The 16,777-nt window shown below is 40.4% G+C and carries 22 protein-coding genes; 3 read left to right on the plus strand and 19 right to left on the minus strand.

Features of this window, described 5'->3' with window-relative positions; genetic code table 11:
• Positions 1-33: 33 nt before the first annotated feature.
• Positions 34-204 (minus strand): YjcZ family sporulation protein, encoded by a 171-nt coding sequence (locus tag AC3WTL_RS16975; protein ID WP_206837936.1) that lies wholly within the window; start codon positions 202-204, stop codon positions 34-36.
• A 193-nt stretch (positions 205-397) separates the two neighbouring features.
• On the opposite strand from AC3WTL_RS16975, the gene AC3WTL_RS16980 reads away from it, so the two are divergent.
• Complete coding sequence (locus AC3WTL_RS16980; protein ID WP_492369776.1) at positions 398-1,492, plus strand: SGNH/GDSL hydrolase family protein; 1,095 nt, start codon at positions 398-400, stop codon at positions 1,490-1,492.
• Between the two features lie 72 nt (positions 1,493-1,564).
• Here the strand turns inward: AC3WTL_RS16980 and AC3WTL_RS16985 are convergent, their stop codons facing one another.
• The 4 genes from AC3WTL_RS16985 to rsgA form a co-directional block, all read right to left on the minus strand.
• On the minus strand, positions 1,565-2,062 hold the full coding sequence (locus AC3WTL_RS16985) for a PTS sugar transporter subunit IIA (RefSeq protein WP_248348620.1): 498 nt from the start codon (positions 2,060-2,062) through the stop codon (positions 1,565-1,567).
• 18 nt (positions 2,063-2,080) lie between these two features.
• Entirely contained in the window at positions 2,081-2,521 is a 441-nt protein-coding gene (gene msrB / locus AC3WTL_RS16990) for a peptide-methionine (R)-S-oxide reductase MsrB (RefSeq protein WP_222498010.1), read from the minus strand.
• The gene (msrA, locus tag AC3WTL_RS16995) at positions 2,521-3,057 is read right to left on the minus strand and encodes a peptide-methionine (S)-S-oxide reductase MsrA (protein WP_222498008.1); all 537 of its coding nucleotides are present in this window, start codon (positions 3,055-3,057) and stop codon (positions 2,521-2,523) included. Before msrA ends, msrB begins: the two co-directional genes overlap by 1 nt.
• 139 nt (positions 3,058-3,196) lie before the next feature.
• The gene (gene rsgA / locus AC3WTL_RS17000) at positions 3,197-4,255 is read right to left on the minus strand and encodes a ribosome small subunit-dependent GTPase A (RefSeq protein ID WP_226618435.1); all 1,059 of its coding nucleotides are present in this window, start codon (positions 4,253-4,255) and stop codon (positions 3,197-3,199) included.
• 322 nt (positions 4,256-4,577) lie between these two features.
• On the opposite strand from rsgA, the gene AC3WTL_RS17005 reads away from it, so the two are divergent.
• On the plus strand, positions 4,578-5,348 hold the full coding sequence (locus AC3WTL_RS17005; protein WP_252219207.1) for a DUF4397 domain-containing protein: 771 nt from the start codon (positions 4,578-4,580) through the stop codon (positions 5,346-5,348).
• 65 nt (positions 5,349-5,413) lie between these two features.
• On the opposite strand, the gene AC3WTL_RS17010 is transcribed toward AC3WTL_RS17005, so the two are convergent.
• From AC3WTL_RS17010 to ilvA, 9 genes are all read right to left on the minus strand, one after another.
• Positions 5,414-5,995 (minus strand): YpmS family protein, encoded by a 582-nt coding sequence (locus tag AC3WTL_RS17010; RefSeq protein ID WP_248348616.1) that lies wholly within the window; start codon positions 5,993-5,995, stop codon positions 5,414-5,416.
• A complete protein-coding gene (locus tag AC3WTL_RS17015) occupies positions 5,985-6,824 on the minus strand; it encodes an SGNH/GDSL hydrolase family protein (RefSeq protein WP_252219210.1) in 840 nt (279 codons plus the stop codon). Before AC3WTL_RS17015 ends, AC3WTL_RS17010 begins: the two co-directional genes overlap by 11 nt.
• 122 nt (positions 6,825-6,946) lie before the next feature.
• Positions 6,947-7,528: an SCO family protein gene (locus AC3WTL_RS17020; protein ID WP_197247725.1), complete on the minus strand. Its 582-nt coding sequence runs from the start codon at positions 7,526-7,528 to the stop codon at positions 6,947-6,949.
• 134 nt (positions 7,529-7,662) lie between these two features.
• A complete protein-coding gene (locus tag AC3WTL_RS17025) occupies positions 7,663-8,640 on the minus strand; it encodes a nucleoside hydrolase (protein ID WP_248348610.1) in 978 nt (325 codons plus the stop codon).
• A 157-nt stretch (positions 8,641-8,797) separates the two neighbouring features.
• Positions 8,798-9,646: a DegV family protein gene (locus AC3WTL_RS17030; protein ID WP_248348609.1), complete on the minus strand. Its 849-nt coding sequence runs from the start codon at positions 9,644-9,646 to the stop codon at positions 8,798-8,800.
• A gap of 140 nt (positions 9,647-9,786) precedes the next feature.
• Positions 9,787-10,032: a DUF2535 family protein gene (locus AC3WTL_RS17035; protein ID WP_048009394.1), complete on the minus strand. Its 246-nt coding sequence runs from the start codon at positions 10,030-10,032 to the stop codon at positions 9,787-9,789.
• Positions 10,033-10,121: 89 nt separating this feature from the next.
• Positions 10,122-10,859 carry a twin-arginine translocase subunit TatC gene (gene tatC, locus AC3WTL_RS17040; RefSeq protein ID WP_076260946.1) on the minus strand — a complete coding sequence of 246 codons (738 nt, stop codon included), beginning with the start codon at positions 10,857-10,859 and terminating at the stop codon, positions 10,122-10,124.
• 86 nt (positions 10,860-10,945) lie between these two features.
• Positions 10,946-11,143, minus strand: coding sequence for a twin-arginine translocase TatA/TatE family subunit (locus AC3WTL_RS17045; RefSeq protein ID WP_035331398.1), 198 nt, complete (start codon positions 11,141-11,143; stop codon positions 10,946-10,948).
• Positions 11,144-11,287: 144 nt separating this feature from the next.
• On the minus strand, positions 11,288-12,556 hold the full coding sequence (gene ilvA, locus AC3WTL_RS17050; RefSeq protein WP_248348608.1) for a threonine ammonia-lyase IlvA: 1,269 nt from the start codon (positions 12,554-12,556) through the stop codon (positions 11,288-11,290).
• Between the two features lie 172 nt (positions 12,557-12,728).
• Here ilvA and AC3WTL_RS17055 point away from each other — a divergent pair, with 172 nt between their 5' ends.
• Positions 12,729-12,965, plus strand: coding sequence for a hypothetical protein (locus AC3WTL_RS17055; protein WP_048009397.1), 237 nt, complete (start codon positions 12,729-12,731; stop codon positions 12,963-12,965).
• A 41-nt stretch (positions 12,966-13,006) separates the two neighbouring features.
• On the opposite strand, the gene AC3WTL_RS17060 is transcribed toward AC3WTL_RS17055, so the two are convergent.
• The 5 genes from AC3WTL_RS17060 to AC3WTL_RS17080 all read right to left on the minus strand — a co-directional run bounded on the left by AC3WTL_RS17060 (position 13,007) and on the right by AC3WTL_RS17080 (position 16,768).
• The gene (locus AC3WTL_RS17060) at positions 13,007-13,738 is read right to left on the minus strand and encodes a lysophospholipid acyltransferase family protein (RefSeq protein WP_248348607.1); all 732 of its coding nucleotides are present in this window, start codon (positions 13,736-13,738) and stop codon (positions 13,007-13,009) included.
• Between the two features lie 116 nt (positions 13,739-13,854).
• A complete protein-coding gene (locus tag AC3WTL_RS17065; RefSeq protein ID WP_252219213.1) occupies positions 13,855-14,340 on the minus strand; it encodes a dihydrofolate reductase in 486 nt (161 codons plus the stop codon).
• Complete coding sequence (locus AC3WTL_RS17070) at positions 14,337-15,131, minus strand: thymidylate synthase (RefSeq protein ID WP_252219216.1); 795 nt, start codon at positions 15,129-15,131, stop codon at positions 14,337-14,339. The genes AC3WTL_RS17065 and AC3WTL_RS17070 overlap by 4 nt, the downstream gene beginning before the upstream one ends.
• Before the next feature lie 91 nt (positions 15,132-15,222).
• On the minus strand, positions 15,223-15,924 hold the full coding sequence (locus AC3WTL_RS17075; RefSeq protein WP_197213841.1) for an anthrax toxin lethal factor-related metalloendopeptidase: 702 nt from the start codon (positions 15,922-15,924) through the stop codon (positions 15,223-15,225).
• 232 nt (positions 15,925-16,156) lie between these two features.
• Entirely contained in the window at positions 16,157-16,768 is a 612-nt protein-coding gene (locus AC3WTL_RS17080; protein WP_197213839.1) for a TerD family protein, read from the minus strand.
• Between the last annotated feature and the right edge of the window lie 9 nt (positions 16,769-16,777).

The following is a 16,777-nucleotide window of genomic DNA, read 5'->3' on the forward strand; positions in this document are numbered from 1 at the left end:
CATTACGAGCAGCCTTCACAATATCCATTTATATTACCAATTTCCGCAGCAGCATGCTCCGATAATAATCAATAGAATGAACAATACGACGATCAATGCAAAACCGCCATATCCACATCCTCCATATTGAGCACCAGCAACAGGATAGCCATATCCCGGATAACATTGGTCGTAGCCAGCACCGGCAACTGCACCTTTATACATAACTAATCACTCCTCAACAAGATTTCTTGGGCATTTTCAATATTAATGTATGTAGGGTGAACTTGACCCGCATGTGCATATGCCCATTTTTATAAAAAAACGCTCTAACCCCATTTTAAAACCTTCCCCCTTTGCCATTAATAGGGTACGATAAACGTAAGAGATTCAGATAAGAAGCGGAGGATTCAAACCAATGAAGAGAAGGAAGATTGGCATATATTTTTTTATCATCACTTTTATATATGGTTTGTATCATTTGTTTGATAGCCTATCTAAAGTTGAAGGGGCAAATCCAACTAACGTGTATCAAAAGCTATCGTCAAAAGAAAATATCAATTACCTGATTATCGGGGACAGCATTGGCAGGGGGTCAGGTGCGACCTCCAAATCATCGGCATGGTTTACAAGGCTTGAGAAGCATCTGCACAGTGAATTTGGGATTAAAGCCAAAAGGCATTCCATCGTCCAAAGTGGTGCCACTGCCTTTGAAGGTTTATATAAGCTTCAGCAATCCGAACATTTAGGGAAAATTGATTTAACTTTTATTGTATTTGGGGAGAATGACCGCAAATATATGGATGAGACTCAATTTTCATATTTCTACGAAGGGCTTATCCGGAAAACAAAACAGCTTTACCCTGATACCGAGATCATAACTATTACAGAAAATCCTCTTGATAATGAAGCGTTCGTTCAGGCGATTATTAATATTTCCAGCCATTATGGCGCAAAAAATGTGGATATGAGAAAGCCTTTTGAATTATCGGGATTACCTGCAGAGGAACTGACAAAGGATTTAGTCCATCCAAATGATGACGGCTATGAAATATATGCAGATACCTTGATAAAGAAAATAAGGGAGCTTACCGGCAGTCATGCAGATATTGCTGAGCTTTCTGCCCCCATTCATGAAAATGCGGACATCGAAATATCATCCATCCCTCATGTGACAGATATATCTGGATCATTTATTCACAAAGACGGAATTTGGGAGAGCCGCAAGGCGGGAGACACTCTTGAATATCAATTTAGCGGCCCTTTCCTTGGGGTCGATATGATTCGAAGCGAAAAAGGCGGGAAGATGGATGTGTTTATAGATGATGTGTATATTACATCCTTATCCGCCTGGTGGCCGCTGACTAAAGAAAGATATCAATATATTGTCAGCGGTCTCGAAGACGGACAGCATTTAGTGAAATTTATTGTGGCCAATGAAAAATCCGTGAATAACAGTACTGACGATGCCGTTATTCAAATCTCCTCCATCCTCACCAGGGCAGACCAATGAAGGGCAAAAGCAGAAGAAGACTGAAAAAACAACTCGAAAAAAGCCGCCAATATTATCAGCGGCTTTTTCTCATTATTTCGCAGTAACTGTCATTACTGTTGAAGTACCTCTCGTTACAGCTCCTGCTGCATTTTTCTCAAGAGAAGCAACCTGGTCGCCATTAGTGATTATGATTGGCGTTACTGTGCTCTTTGCCTTTTCTTTAACCAGCGCTAAATCAAACGTGACAAGCTTATCACCTTCGCTGACCCTTGAACCCTCAGAAATATGGGTCTCGAATCCTTCCCCTTTCATCGAGACCGTTTCAAGACCAATATGGATTAAAACCTCCGCACCATTCTCAGCACGAATGCCAATGGCATGCTTGGTAGGGAATACTTGCACTACTTCTCCATTTACCGGGGAAACAACAACCCCTTCTGAAGGTTCAATTGCAATACCGTCACCCATCATTCTTTCTGCAAATACAGGATCAGGCACCTCTTCCAGATTAACTGCTGTACCCGTCAAAGCAGCCTTAATCTCAATTGCTTTGACCGCTTCCTTTTTGCCAAATAATTTCTTAAACATAAAAACACCATCCATTTCTTAATTTTCATTATTAAATAATTTCAGATATTCTTCATAGCCTTCTTCCTCCAGTTTTTCCTTAGGAATAAACTTGAGTGCAGCAGAATTAATGCAATAACGGAGGCCCGCAGGTCCCGGCCCATCATCAAAAACATGACCAAGATGCGAATCGGCTGATTTACTTCTCACTTCTGTTCTGACCATAAAGTGACTGCGGTCTTCTTTTTCCACAACTTCTTCATCCTGTATGGGTTTTGTAAAGCTTGGCCAGCCGCATCCTGCGTCATATTTATCTTTTGAGCTGAAGAGAGGCTTTCCGGAAACGATATCCACATAAATCCCATCTTTAAATTCATTCCAATACTCATTGCGGAATGGCGGCTCTGTGCCATTATTCTGAGTTACTTCATATTGCATGGGATCAAGTTTCTGCTTTAAAACTTCTTTATTTTTTGCCATTATTCTTCACCCCAATGTTTATTAATAAATGCTTTTCTTCCAGAGCCGGTTTGATAGGCATTGTATCTTTCCGGATTTTTTTTGTAATAGTGCTGATGATATTCCTCTGCAGGATAAAAGTCTGAAGCAGGCAGAATCCTGGTAACAATCGGTTTTGTAAATGGACCAGTTTCTTCAAGCTTTTGTTTTGATTCTTCTGCTAACTGCTTTTGTTTTTCATTGTGATAAAAAATCGCTGTCTGATAGGATTGGCCGCGATCATAGAACTGCCCGCCGGCATCTGTAGGGTCAATCTGCTGCCAATATAATTCAAGCAGCTTTTCATATGGGTAGACCTCAGGATCAAATGTGATCTGAACCGCTTCATAATGGCCAGTTGTTTCCGAACAGACTTGCTGGTAAGTAGGGTTTTCTACATTCCCTCCGGTATATCCGGATAGTACTTCTTTTATTCCAGGCTGTTCATCAAAAGGCTTTACCATGCACCAGAAGCAGCCTCCTGCGAAGCTTGCCTTTTCGTATTGTTTCTCTGTCATTCTGCTCCACCTCTTTCCGGCACTTTTCTATCTTTTACTTTTTCCCTTAAAATGATGATTTAAAGCTATATACATAAGATTAATGAAAAGATTCATTTTATGCAAAAGAAACCTCTTTACAAAAGAGGTTTCTGAATCTTTACATTCTTTTATTCTTTGCTCCAGCACTTATTTTTTTCCAGCGTTTGCGTTCTTCAGATTGGGCTCGTTTATCCTGCTTTCTATCCAGATATGCGAGTTCCTTGAGAAGCTTCTTATAGCTGCTAAGACGTGCTCCTGATATGCTTCCTTCTTCTATTAACATATGCACAGCGCATCCCGGCTCATTTTCATGTGTACAGTCCCTGAATCTGCAATTTTCAGCGGCTTTCTCAATATCTGTGAAGCTTTCTGAAAGACCGCTTTCGCTTTCCCACAGCTGAAGCTCTCTCATTCCTGGGGTATCAATCAGTATGGCACCCTCAGGAAGAAGAATGAGCTCCCTGTGAGTAGTTGTATGCTTTCCTTTGTCATCACTTATTCGAATATCCTGGACCTTTTGCTTTTCCGCGCCAAGAAGGTAATTGGTAAGCGTGGACTTTCCAACACCTGAAGAGCCGAGCAGTGCGATTGTTTTTCCAGGCTCCAAAAACGGCTTAAGCAGGTCTATTCCCTTCTCTTCCATCACGCTGATTGAGAGAACAGGAACACCCATGGCGACGGTGTCCACCTCAGCAAGCTTTTCCTCCAGATTCTCACAAAGGTCAGCCTTGGTAAGAACAATCACTGGAGCTGCCCCGCTTTCCCATGTTAAAAGCAAATAACGTTCCAATCTTCTTAAGTTTAGATCCTCATTAAGAGAATTAACCAGGAATATGGTGTCTACATTAGCAGCTACAATTTGTTCTTCCGTATTCACCCCTGCTGCCTTCCTTGAAAATTTGCTTTTTCTTGGAAGGACAGCATGAATAGTACCCCGCTGTTCATCCGCTCTTTCTTTGATGACAACCCAGTCACCTACAGCAGGAAAATCCTCCCTTGATGATGCATCGAAAGAAAATTTTCCTGATACTTCACAGAGCATTTCACCCTTATCTGTCCATACACGATACATTCTTTTATGCTCTAAAGCCACCCGGCCCATTTGATATTCTTTTTCTTCATACGCTGAAAAAGCGGCTTTAAAAAAGGGATCGAATCCAAGTTTATTAATTGTCAATGTTTGTTCCTCCATGCTTATCGAATATTTTTTTACATACAAAAAACCATAGGCAATCAGCCCATGGTTTGATCATGCAAAGTTCAATAAGCAGAAAAAAACAATCTGGTCCGCTCGATTAAACGAATTCCATTTGGGCTGTGCCTGAATTATTTACAATGGACGTATTTGCGTAAAATTCTCTTGTCATAGCACATCACCCGCTTTCGTTTATTTGTTTATATTATATGGAATTTTGATCCAGAAGTAAAGTCCTTTTATTTCTTGTGGCATTCACACAGGGAGAAGCATATGGTATTAAAGCAGATTTAGGAGGGAAATTATGCCTACTGAGAGAAATCAGCAGTGGTACTTACAAAAAGCGGCAAAATATGATCTTTTGGCTCAGTATTTTAAATACATTGATGCTGCACAGCATATTGCTTATTACCATAAACATTTACATTGCCTCAATCAGGCTTTTCGAATGATGCGTACAAATAATTCTGCGCCTTCTGGAGAAGCTCAACAGGGACAGCAGGCAATAGTACGGATGTTCCATGGTTCCCCTGATGCCGGTCCGATTGATATTTATATAAATGGCACGCGAATTTTAAAGGACTTTTCATATAAAGAAGCAAGCGGTTATGCTGCACTGCCTGCAGGCAAGCATCAGATAGACATATATCCGGCTGGCAGCATGGTTTCCACTCTTCTAAGCAGAAAAATCAATGCTGCTGCAGATAAAGTATATACAATTGCGGCTGCAGGGAATTCAGCAAACTTAAAGCTTGTCCTTTTAGAAGATCAGCCTGAAGTGCCTGCCGGCGAAACAAAAATCAGATTTGTCCACCTGTCACGCGATGCTCCTGCAGTTGATATTGCCGTAAAAAACAGGGATGTTGTTTTCCCCAATATCGCTTTCAGGCAGGCAAGCAAATACATGGCACTAACTCCAATGACCGTCGACTTGGAAGCCAGGATAGCGGGAACCCCAAATTCAGTGTTGTCCATCCCTCGAATGCAATTTAAAGCAGACCAGGCCTACACTTTAGCGGCTGTAGGTTCCGTGGCCACAGAGCCTGAGCTCGAAGTAATTATCATTGCAGATTAATGCTTTACCGCTTATCAAGCATCAAAAAAGGGAACCCTCCAAAGCTGCGGAAGGATTCCCTTTTCTCATTTAACCGGAACAAGAAGAGTAAAGCGAATATCATCCTGTTTTAGATTAAATTCATCCACTTTTACTTTCACATCACTTTTTAGCTTCATTTCCTGCAGTGACACATAGATTCTTTCTTTCTGCGGCTGAATGGTAACACCTTCCGGAAGCTTGTAGCGGTCTTTTACCAGCTTCAGAACATGTGAAACTGGAAGATTCAGCTGCCCAACAGATATAGACTTTTGCTGAAGGACAACATCTCCATTTTTCAAGGCTTCTGGTTCAAATGACATTTTCATCTGCAGATCCTGGCTGAAGAAAGGGATTGTGCCATATAAATCAACTTCATCGTTTAGGAGGACCTTGTAATCTATTGCTCCTGTCAGCCCTTCTTTTTCAAGGTAGTGGTTAATGACTCTATTCAAATCTTCTTTATTGGCTTTTATGTTAAAAGGAACGTAATTATCACTATTCTCGGTGATCGCTGTGTAGTTTTCGTCATCTGCCGGTATATTGATAAAAATAAACAGCACGGCTAAAACGAGTGCATTAATCGCCAGCAGTGCAAAAAACAGCTTTTTCCATTTTCTATCTTTCAATCAACTTCTCTCCATTTCCTTCAGCTTTCCTTTTATACGGAATATCTTTCAGCACTTCCTCTGTGAGTATTTGATGGACCCGACCAGCTATTAATTCATAGCCTTTATCATTTGGATGAAAATAGTCTGTATATAAAAGATTATCATCGGTATTTTCAAATATATCATCTATTTCAACAAAATAAGTGCCTGGATAATTTCTCAATATATCCTGGCTTGTGTCATTCCAATCTCCAAGAATAGCATTAATTTCCGTTATTTCTGAAAACCATTTTAAAAAGGGATTATATAAGCCTATTAAGACAATTTTACTATTTGGGTTTACCTCTTTTATCGAATCTAAAACCTCAGTCAGATTTTGTTCATAGATTTCTTTTTCCTTGGCAAAGGCCCTCAGCTTTAGGTTTGAAAAGTTTTCACGGACAACTTTCATAACGTCATTGCCGCCAATGGTTATGATCACCGCGTCTGCATTCTTTACAACTTCTTTTACCTCATCTGTCCCCAGCTTTTTCAATAATTGATCGGAACGATTGCCTTTTACACCGAAATTATAAAAAACAGCGTCTTGAACACTTTTGTCTTTTTCCAGTGACATTTCAAGATATGGCACGTACCCTCCACGTTCAGTACTGTCTCCTACCCCTTGGGTTAAAGAATCACCTACTGCAGCAACAGTAAGGTTTCGAGGGAAAAAACCCAATGGAATTTCTTCTTTAACTGTCAGGCGGGATTCTTTTTCAGAATGAATTATATCGCTGTGGTTAACTGAACTGCAGGAGGCGAGAATCAGCATGATCCAAAAGATGAGGGTGAATTTTTTTATCATACTATCACCTGCCCATTTTTCTCATTCATATTATAACATGCAACTCAAATTTAAAAATAATCAGCATTGTTCCTGCAGCAGCAAGGACTAAACTGAAAAGAAAAATAGACCTCGTCCAAGGTCTATTGCAATGCTTTAATATCATTCATAATTTCATCTAATGGAATTTCATTAAGACCAGTATAATACTTCATTACTTTACCATTCTGGTCAACAAGATAAAAATCTGTTCCATGGATTACCTGATCACCTGTTTGCGGCTTTTTCACAATGGTTTTGAAGTATTCCATAGCATATTTCTCAATTTCCTCCTGTTCATATCCGGTCAGAAAATGCCAATTGCTGAAATCTGCATTGTATGTAGATGCAAATTCCTTTAAAACTTCAGGTGTATCCACTTTTGGGTCTACACTGAATGAAACAAATTCAATATTTTTTATGCCTTCCTCCTCAGCCAAATCCTGAAGCTTCTTCATATTAGCTGTCATGGGCATACATACATCTTCGCAATTGGTAAAAATAAAGTCGGCTACCCAAACCTTGCCTTTAAGATCCTTTAAACCAAATTCTTTATTATCCTGGTTTGTATACGTAAAATCAGCCAGTTCCCAATTTAACGCGTCCTTTATGCCGCTCTGTCCGCATGCTGCAAGAACTGCAAGCATAAAAGCAGCAGCCATTAAAGCAAAAACTTTTTTCCTCATACATTCACCTGCTTTGATTAGTTACGATGCTAATTTTAGCAAATATTCATGAAAGAAGAAAGAAGTACTTATGACAAACTTGTGAATAAGAACCTTCTTCTATTATTATGACAAACTGATGGATGGAAAAATTTTTAGGATGGTTTCGTTTTATGGTTCGTCATAATCTCATAAAATGTTTTTATGAAGTTTGAATAATTAAATTGCACAGCAATCTGATGTATCCGGTACTTCATCTTATCTTCCGGAGGAACATTTCTAAAGTCTCCAATGCTCTGGCCAAATGCCTCCCCTTTGTCAGTAATTATCTTTACCGGTACATCCTGATATTGAATTTCAGCCCCCGCAAGCATTGCCCACAATGTAAATAAATCATGCATGGGACTTCCGCTTATGTCTGGATAGGTTTCCTTATAAAAATTGAAATAATAATCAACCATAGGCTTAAGAATCAAGCCGACTTTATTTTGCACTTTTTGATAATAGGCATCAAGAGAATCGATAAGTGCTGGAGTAATGATTGCAGACATGGTAACATCCAGAGGAAAGACATGAATCTTCTTCGGTGCATTGGCAAACACAACATTAGCCGCATACGGGTCCCCATAAAAATTTGCTTCAGCCACTGGAGTCACATTGCCCGGAACATTGAATGCCCCTCCCATAATATAAAAGTCACTGACTTTACCCATAAGTCCCGGATAAAGGATAAAGGCCGTCGCCAATGAAGAAAGTCTGCCTACATTAACGATTGTTATATCATTTTCATAGTTCTCAATCAGTTCCTTAAAATCATCGAAGTTTTCAAACATGTTATTGGAATTCTCCAGGTTAGGAATAATCGGACCCAGCCCTTCTATGCCGTGAATATCCGGGTAAAACACCGGAACCTCGCCGGTTAAAGGCAATACGGCTCCGCTGAATACAGGAGTATTTTGTCCGGTCAATTCACGAAGGTAAGCCGCATTTCGGACGGCATCGTCCCTGGAAACATTTCCATAATCAGCAACAATCCCGACGATATTGATTTCCTCTGAGAAAAACGCAAATATAACTGCAACAAAATCGTCAATACCAAAGTCACTAAAAAATAATACATTTTTCCTCTTCAACCCTACACCCCCATAATTCATTTTATTCCGGGGATAATCAAGAATGGCAAATATTTTCAAATAGGATAAAAGTCTATGATTTCACTATTCCTAACCATGATTAGAGAAAAAATTGATTTCGCAAAAAAACGCATAGCCTGAGAGCTATGCGTCCTTTTTATTTATCTTCCAGATGATACATAAACCCAATTGCACCTGGACCTGTATGTGTACTGATAATTGGAGTTGTTTCTTCGATTTCAACTTCTGCGCCAGCATCCAGCTCTTCTATCATTGTTTTCAGCTTAGAAGCTAACTCAATGCCCTCTGCATGAACAAGACCTACACCTCTAATTGTTTTCCCTTTAATATCTTCTGCAAATTGTTTGGCCAAATATTTTGCAACCTGGGTATGGCTTCTTACTTTGGCGACAGGTGTATAAACACCGCCTTCAAGCGAGGCAATTGGTTTTATATTCAGCAGGGACCCGATCATGGCTTTGCCTTTGCCAATTCTCCCGCCTTTCACAAGGTTTTCCAGTGTGTCCACTACTACAAACAACTTAGTATTGCTGCGTGTGGTTTCCAGCCGGCTGACAATTTCCTGAATACTTTTACCTTCTCTGGCCATTTTCGCAGCCTCCAAGACTTGAAAAGCCAGTGCTTTGGAAATATATCTGGAATCTACCACTGTAACATTTGCATGTGACATAGCTGCTGCACTTTCCGCTGATTGAACAGTACCGCTCATTCCGCCAGTCATATGAATAGAGAGAATTTCATAGCCCTGGTCACCAAACCTGTCATACACCTCTGCGAACACTCCCGCGGGAGGCTGTGAGCTTTTAGGCAGCTCGTCCGATTCTTTCATTTTCCTCATGAATTCAGATGGAGTAATATCAACCCGGTCCAAGTATGTATCACCATCGATGTGAATAGATAGCGGGACGACTTCAATATCGAATTTTTCAAGAAATTCGCTGGATAGGTCAGCTGTTGAATCAGTAACAATTTTAATTTTAGCCATTATGCTTTCACTTCCCCTGCATTAACAATTAGTTCATATTATACATTCAAGCAAAATACAAATAAAGCAATAAATATATAGCTTGTTTTTCTCTTCCAAGCGGCCAAAAAAATACCGGCTGGCTGCCGGCATCAATGTTGTTAAGCGTTATTTTTTAATTCTGGAGTCTTAAAAATCTCTTCATAGACGGGCCACTTTAAAACTCGCTTTAGATATTCTCTAAAAGAATGGTTCTTAAGTGGATTGGCATTAGTGGCCGCAATAAAAGTTTTTAAACGGACTTGGATCATAAAATAATAAGGGCTATCTTTTGCCAATACAGGAATTTCAGTAATTTTTACCTTCTGTCCAACAGCATTTTTGAACTCTAGGCTTTTAAATAGCAAAATATCAATCCTCTTTTTCACCCGTTTGTTAATATTATACCCCAAATACGGCTCGAAATGTGTCTGATTATGCTATCACATTATTTTTTTTATGAAGATGCCTCTCCTGTATTCTCTGCCTTTTTCAGCTTTTTTTTGTAGACAATTTTTGATAAGTTGATGCTTATTTCATAGAGCAGAAGCAATGGAATTGTGACAAGAATATCAGACATGAAGTCAGGAGGTGATATAACTACCGAAATCACGACAAGGACAAAGTAAGCATACTTTCTGATTTTAGTAAGCACATAAGGATTTATAATTCCCAGCGAAGTCAGGAACATGATGACTACCGGGAGTTCAAACAAAACTCCAAAAGGCAAAGTCATATTAAGGACAAAGCGGAAATATTTATCCACAGTGAAATTGGCCTCAAACAATTCTCCTCCCAAATCAACAAGAAAACTTAATACGGTGGGGAAAATGACAAAATAGCCAAAGCAAAGGCCAATAATGAACAAAATAAATAGCGCCGGCACATAAGAAAGAGAAATCTTCCGCTCAGCTGCTGTAAGGGCAGGCTTGACAAATAGCCAAATCTGCAAAGCCAGAACGGGAATTGTTCCTGCAACGGCAATGACCGTAGCAAGCATAAAGTAAACCCAGATTATATCACTTGGGCCCAGGACAATCAATTTGACGTCCAGGTCTCTTACCAGCCATTTATAAATATCCTCCACAAACACAAAGCCTGCAATAAAGAACAGGATAAATGCTGATGCCGTTATAATGAGTCTTTTTCTTAATTCATCTAGATGTTCGACTAAATTTAACTCTTTTTCTTCCATACGATTCTCCTGCTAATTTTATATCTGGCCCAGCCTGTTGTATCTTAACCCAAAACAAAAAGGTGCAAGAAATATATCCTTACACCTTATTTAACCGTTTTTTTCTTAGTATCCTGTTCAAGCTCATCCATCACGTCACTGGTCAGGTCCCGGGTAGATTTTTTAAATTCTCTTAGTGTTTCACCAAAAGCACGGCCAATTTCCGGCAGCTTTTTTGGACCGAATATGATTAACGCCAAAACAAGGATTAAAATTAATCCTGGTACACCGATATTTGAAAGCATATTCACATCTCCTTTAAAGTACTTCCCTTTTGAATCTAATACGATTATAGTACTTTTCAAAGGAAATGTCACAGATATCATAAAAATTCATATTTCAGTCACATATCTTATTAAATAATAGGGATCTGCAAGTCATCCGGATACTTATACAAGAAGATGAAAAAGGTTGCTGTCTTTGTTTATCTCCTTGTAAGAGAATCCCTTTTTATTCATTCTCACTATGAGGTCGCTATAGTCTTCCCTATGCTTCAGTTCTATTCCTACAAGGGCCGGACCATTTTCTTTATTATTTTTTTTCGTATATTCAAAACGTGTAATATCGTCCGTTGGGCCAAGCACTTCATCAAGGAATTCTCTTAATGCCCCTGCCCTTTGGGGGAAATTCACTATGAAGTGGTAAAGCAGGCCTTCATAAAGCAGGGAACGCTCTTTAATTTCCTGCATGCGGCCAATATCATTATTGCCCCCGCTGATCACACATACAACATTCTTTCCCTTAATTTGATCTCTGCACATATCCAATGCAGCAATCGGCAAAGCACCTGCAGGCTCTGCCACAATCGCATGCTCGTTATATAATTCAAGGATTGTCGTGCACACTTTCCCTTCGGGAACCATGAAAATATCATCAACAAGCTCATTACAGATGTCATAAGTTTTTTCACCGACACACTTTACCGCAGCACCATCTACAAACTTATCAATCTCCCCGAGGGGTGCTACTGTTTGAACCCTGATTGCTTCACTCATAGAGGGTGCTCCTTCAGGTTCAACCCCAATCATCTGCGTTTCCGGTGAAATGCTTTTTATGTATGTGCTGAGTCCTGCCATCAACCCGCCTCCGCCAATGCTGGCAATAACAAAATCGACTTGCTCTTCACAATCGTTAAGCATTTCAACCGCTACTGTTCCCTGTCCCGCTATCACCATTTCATCATCAAACGGATGAATAAATGCCATATCCTCCCCAGTGGCGCATTTAAGAGCTTCATGATAGGAATCATCAAAAGTGTCTCCAACAAGTATGATCTCCACTGAATCTCTCCCAAACAGCTCTACTTGGCTCACCTTCTGTCTCGGCGTGGTCGCCGGCATGAAGATCTTCCCCTGAACCCCAAGGTGTCTGCATGCATAGGCAACTCCCTGCGCATGATTCCCTGCACTTGCACAGACTACACCGTTTTCAAGCTCCTCTGCAGTTAAAGATTTAACTTTATAGTAGGCGCCTCTTAATTTAAATGAGCGAACATGCTGAAGATCTTCCCTTTTCAAATATACATTGCACTCATACTTTTCTGATAGGCGTTCATTTTTCTGTAAAGGTGTATGGGCAACAACATCCTTTAGCTGCTGGTATGCAATCAAAATATCTTCCAACTGCACCCATTTTTTTGTCATTAGTTTCTGTTCCATTTTGCCACCCTCTTCTTTACAAGTTATTAATTTGTACATTATACCATGACAAATCACGATTTCAATCCGGTATTTTAAAAATTTACATTTTTCGAATTATTTTATGGATAGAAACTGATAAAACTGACATATAATAAGCAAAAGTTAATTTATATCTCAAAGGGGTGCAGGAATGGAGTTTTCTTTATGCAGTCTGGATAGCGCTTTGCCTGTGGAAGTAACAGTGGATGAAGATAACGGCAGGTATATGATTCGGAAAAGCGACACGAGTGGAGAGTACTTCAACAGTGCAGATGAATTAATAGAGTGGGTGAAAGAGAACTTTACCGCAGAAGAGTTTTGCGATCCCAGGGAATACCACGGAATGATTCAGAAGCTCACAGATTATTTAGTGAATCCGAATTTATAATTTACCTCTTAAAAGGCCCCTGACTGACTGGGGCCTTCTTTTTATGAAGCGATTTTTCTGTCCGAAAGACTGCCGCAGATTATCCCTCTTACTTCCTGTGCAAGAAACTTTGCATCCATATCTTTAACAATCCTGGCATTCACAGGCTTGCACACCCTGATTTCTATTTTAGCCGGCTTTATGAGTCTCCCATTCTTTTCAAAGGCATCTGCTGTCCCTTTAATGGATATTGGCACAATCGGAACACCTGCATCCTGTGCAAGCCTGAATCCGCCTACTTTAAAAGGCGCTACCTGCCCTCCCCTGCTCCTCGTCCCTTCCGGGAAAATCAGGAGAGAGTGTCCCTGTTTTAAAAGCTCTGCAGCATTCTTTAAAGAATCGATAGCACTTCTGCGATTGCTGCGATCAATAAAGACACAATTCATGACTTCCATCCATGATGAGATAATGGGTGCTTTCTTCATTTCTACTTTCGAAATAAAACCAAAAGGTTTATTAATGGATGCAAGAAGGACTGGAATATCGAAATCCCCCTCATGGTTGCAGACAATGACAACAGGCCCCTCGGGGATCAATTCCTGCCCCGTAATTTTTACTTGAGAGCCTGATATTTTCATTATTGTCCTGGACCACTTTTGGGGCACTTTATGGATGATGCAGTCGCGCTCTTCAACGGGAAGTGCTGAATTCAGGTTTCTCATCCGGGATAGAGCAGGCAGGCTATAAATCAAGTATCCGCCCATATAAAGAAAAAAGATTATTAATCGAAGCATACATACCTCCAAGGGTTGGGATGTTTTACATTATATATTAATCAGGATCCTTTCACTATATGTTTACAGTTTAATAATTAAAAACAGCAGCCCGCGGGCGCGAGCTGCTGTTTAGGTTATTTTCTTTTATAAATGAGGAATTCAAAATCATACGGATTTTTTTCATCCCTTGTGCCCTTCTCCCTTGAAAGAAGGTCCCATTCTGACATGTCCAATTCCGGAAAATAGGTGTCCCCTTCAAATTGGTCATAAATCATAGTCAGATATAGACGATCAGCTGCAGGAAGAATGGCTTTGAAAATCTCGGCACCGCCAATGACAAAGATTTCATCCTCCCTATCGCCGCTGTACTTCAGCAGCTCTTCAACTGTATGTACTACTGTGCATCCTTCACAGGAAAAAGATTTATTCCGGGTTATTACAATATTTTCTCTCCCCGGCAGAGGTCTCCCGATTGAATCCCAGGTTTTGCGCCCCATGGCAATCGGGTGCCCCATCGTCGTTCTTTTAAAAAACTTTAAATCCTCAGGCAAATGCCAGGGAAGTTTATTATCCCTGCCGATTACACGATTCTCATTCATTGCCCACATTAAAGAAATCATACACTGACAACTCCTTTAATATGAGGGTGTGGATCATATTCTTCAAGCTGGAAATCGTCAAACTTAAAGCTGAAAATATCTTTCACATCTGGATTAATCTTCATTTTTGGAAGCTTTCGGGGATCACGGCCCAGCTGGAGGTTTACCTGTTCAAGATGATTCTGGTAGATATGCACATCGCCGAAAGTATGAACAAATTCACCAGGCTCCAGATCGCAAACCTGCGCAACCATCATAGTCAGTAAAGCATAGGAAGCAATATTAAACGGCACGCCGAGAAAGACATCTGCAGATCTCTGATAAAGCTGGCAGGATAGCTTTCCATCTGCAGCGTAAAACTGGAACATGCAGTGGCAAGGCGGCAAAGCCATCTTTTCAATTTCTCCAACATTCCATGCATTTACAATCAGACGGCGGGAATCAGGATTTGTTTTGATTTGCTCAATCAGACTGGTGATCTGATCGACTGTATTTCCATCAGCACCTGTCCAGGATCTCCACTGATGTCCATAAACGGGCCCTAGATTCCCTTCCTCGTCTGCCCACTCATTCCATATCCGCACACCATTATCCTGAAGGTATTTCACATTTGTATCTCCATTTAAAAACCATAATAGCTCATGGATAATGGATTTCAGATGCAATTTCTTAGTCGTAACAAGCGGGAAGCCCTCCTGCAGGTCAAAGCGCATCTGATATCCAAACGTGCTTATTGTACCTGTGCCTGTACGGTCTTCTTTTTTAGTGCCATTTTCCAGGACATGCCTGCAAAGATCCAAATATTGTTTCATATCAACCCAACCTTTTTAAAATACTCATTGCTATTGTACACAATTTCCGATTGTTTAACATTAGTTAAAAATTATAAAAAAACAGGTAAAATCAGTTTAATTTTTTTATAAAATCATAGGTTTCCGGAGCATTCTCTCTTAATAATTCCCTCGATTCCCCTTCTGCAAAATACATCGCAAATGCCTCAGCGAAATATTCTTCCGGGAAGGAAAGAAGATAATTTTGGCCCGGGAACAATTTAGCTTTTTCCGCTTTCCACACAGAGAGAAACTTCTGATTAAATCGAATGCCATTATAAACATGACGATCAACAGAATGGGCAAGTTCATGAAGTTCCAGATTAACGGATCCATGACCTTTCCCCTTCTCACTGAAGCCTATTTTTACAAGGACTGTTTTTGCGCCGCCAATCCCCGGGACATCATCCCAAGTGGTATCCCCTGTATAGCCGCGGGGAATTACCCCTGCAAGATGCTGCGCTGTAGGATTATCAGTAAGTTTCCCCGTGAATAATTTCACCCTAATATCTTCACCCTCTATTTTGGAGAGCAGGGAAGCGGGCAGATGATCCACTCGGGAAATCATCTCTGCAGCCTCTCTCTCATCAAAAGGTTCGAGAGGCACTATAAAGATTTCACCAAGCTGGCGTGGAGATTTCAGACTGAGAAACTCTTTAAGCTGGGAAGAATGCGGGTAATCCTTTAGTTTGATGCCGCCCATGGCAGCCTGAGAATTCCCAAGCAGTGCAAGGGAGACGATTATAATTGTAAATGTAAGTACCATTTTGCGCATGTTAAAAGCCCCTTCTGCTAGTCTAAGATGTATAATTTGCGGGCAACAGAGCTCTTTGAAGTGTATAAGCTGCGGAACTGCCTGAATGGAGAAAAAATCTTTTACCGATCTGATAATCTATTAAAATTATAACATATGAAAGGAGGATTAAAAGGAAACAAATGATGGGAAACTTTTATGAAAATTCAAAAAGGGCCCGAGTGATTTCGGGCCCCTTTGAAGCTTATTTTTATTAAGAATAAGAACGCACTACATCTGAAAGGCCGGGAGAAGCAGTTCCAGTACCTACTGCTGCAAACTTCCAATCGCTTCCATGGCGATAAATCTCTCCAACTATTAAGCTGGTACTTCCGCTGTAGTTGTCAGTCAGGTTGTAATGAATCAGTTCCTGATTGTTGCCGGAGTTTACTACTCTGATGAATGCATTTTGAATCATTCCGAAATGCTGCTTTCTCTTTACACTGTCATAAATGTTTACAACGAACACCATTTTGTGAATGTGTGCAGGCACTCTGCTTAAATCAATCAGCACCTGCTCGTCGTCTCCATCTCCTGCTCCTGTCAGATTGTCCCCCGTATGCTGGACACTTCCGTCGCTGCTTTTTAAATTGCCGAAGTAAATGACATCTTTATTGCTTTTAAGCTTTTCATTTTCACCAAGCATGATTACAGAAGCATCACAGTCGATATTTGCTCCGCCGCCTCCTCCGAATAAAGATCCCAGGAGACCGCCGCCTCCGCTTTTTTGCACTGGATCCCAGCCTAATCCTACCATAATTTTTGATAATCCCGGATTTCCTTTAGTTAAGTCAACACGCTGGCCTTTTTGAAGATTTATTGCCATATTAATTCC

It is taken from the genome of Cytobacillus sp. EB106-05-05-XG126, from assembly GCF_058791715.1.

Coding starts and splice junctions, on each gene's coding strand:
- AC3WTL_RS16975 (WP_206837936.1), bottom strand. CDS start 204: ATGTATAAAGGTGCAGTTGCCGGTGCTGGCTACGACCAATGTTATCCG.
- AC3WTL_RS16980 (WP_492369776.1), top strand. CDS start 398: ATGAAGAGAAGGAAGATTGGCATATATTTTTTTATCATCACTTTTATA.
- AC3WTL_RS16985 (WP_248348620.1), bottom strand. CDS start 2,062: ATGTTTAAGAAATTATTTGGCAAAAAGGAAGCGGTCAAAGCAATTGAG.
- msrB (WP_222498010.1), bottom strand. CDS start 2,521: ATGGCAAAAAATAAAGAAGTTTTAAAGCAGAAACTTGATCCCATGCAA.
- msrA (WP_222498008.1), bottom strand. CDS start 3,057: ATGACAGAGAAACAATACGAAAAGGCAAGCTTCGCAGGAGGCTGCTTC.
- AC3WTL_RS17005 (WP_252219207.1), top strand. CDS start 4,578: ATGCCTACTGAGAGAAATCAGCAGTGGTACTTACAAAAAGCGGCAAAA.
- AC3WTL_RS17015 (WP_252219210.1), bottom strand. CDS start 6,824: ATGATAAAAAAATTCACCCTCATCTTTTGGATCATGCTGATTCTCGCC.
- AC3WTL_RS17020 (WP_197247725.1), bottom strand. CDS start 7,528: ATGAGGAAAAAAGTTTTTGCTTTAATGGCTGCTGCTTTTATGCTTGCA.
- AC3WTL_RS17030 (WP_248348609.1), bottom strand. CDS start 9,646: ATGGCTAAAATTAAAATTGTTACTGATTCAACAGCTGACCTATCCAGC.
- tatC (WP_076260946.1), bottom strand. CDS start 10,859: ATGGAAGAAAAAGAGTTAAATTTAGTCGAACATCTAGATGAATTAAGA.
- AC3WTL_RS17045 (WP_035331398.1), bottom strand. CDS start 11,143: ATGCTTTCAAATATCGGTGTACCAGGATTAATTTTAATCCTTGTTTTG.
- ilvA (WP_248348608.1), bottom strand. CDS start 12,556: ATGGAACAGAAACTAATGACAAAAAAATGGGTGCAGTTGGAAGATATT.
- AC3WTL_RS17055 (WP_048009397.1), top strand. CDS start 12,729: ATGGAGTTTTCTTTATGCAGTCTGGATAGCGCTTTGCCTGTGGAAGTA.
- AC3WTL_RS17060 (WP_248348607.1), bottom strand. CDS start 13,738: ATGCTTCGATTAATAATCTTTTTTCTTTATATGGGCGGATACTTGATT.
- AC3WTL_RS17065 (WP_252219213.1), bottom strand. CDS start 14,340: ATGATTTCTTTAATGTGGGCAATGAATGAGAATCGTGTAATCGGCAGG.
- AC3WTL_RS17070 (WP_252219216.1), bottom strand. CDS start 15,131: ATGAAACAATATTTGGATCTTTGCAGGCATGTCCTGGAAAATGGCACT.
- AC3WTL_RS17075 (WP_197213841.1), bottom strand. CDS start 15,924: ATGCGCAAAATGGTACTTACATTTACAATTATAATCGTCTCCCTTGCA.
- AC3WTL_RS17080 (WP_197213839.1), bottom strand. CDS start 16,768: ATGGCAATAAATCTTCAAAAAGGCCAGCGTGTTGACTTAACTAAAGGA.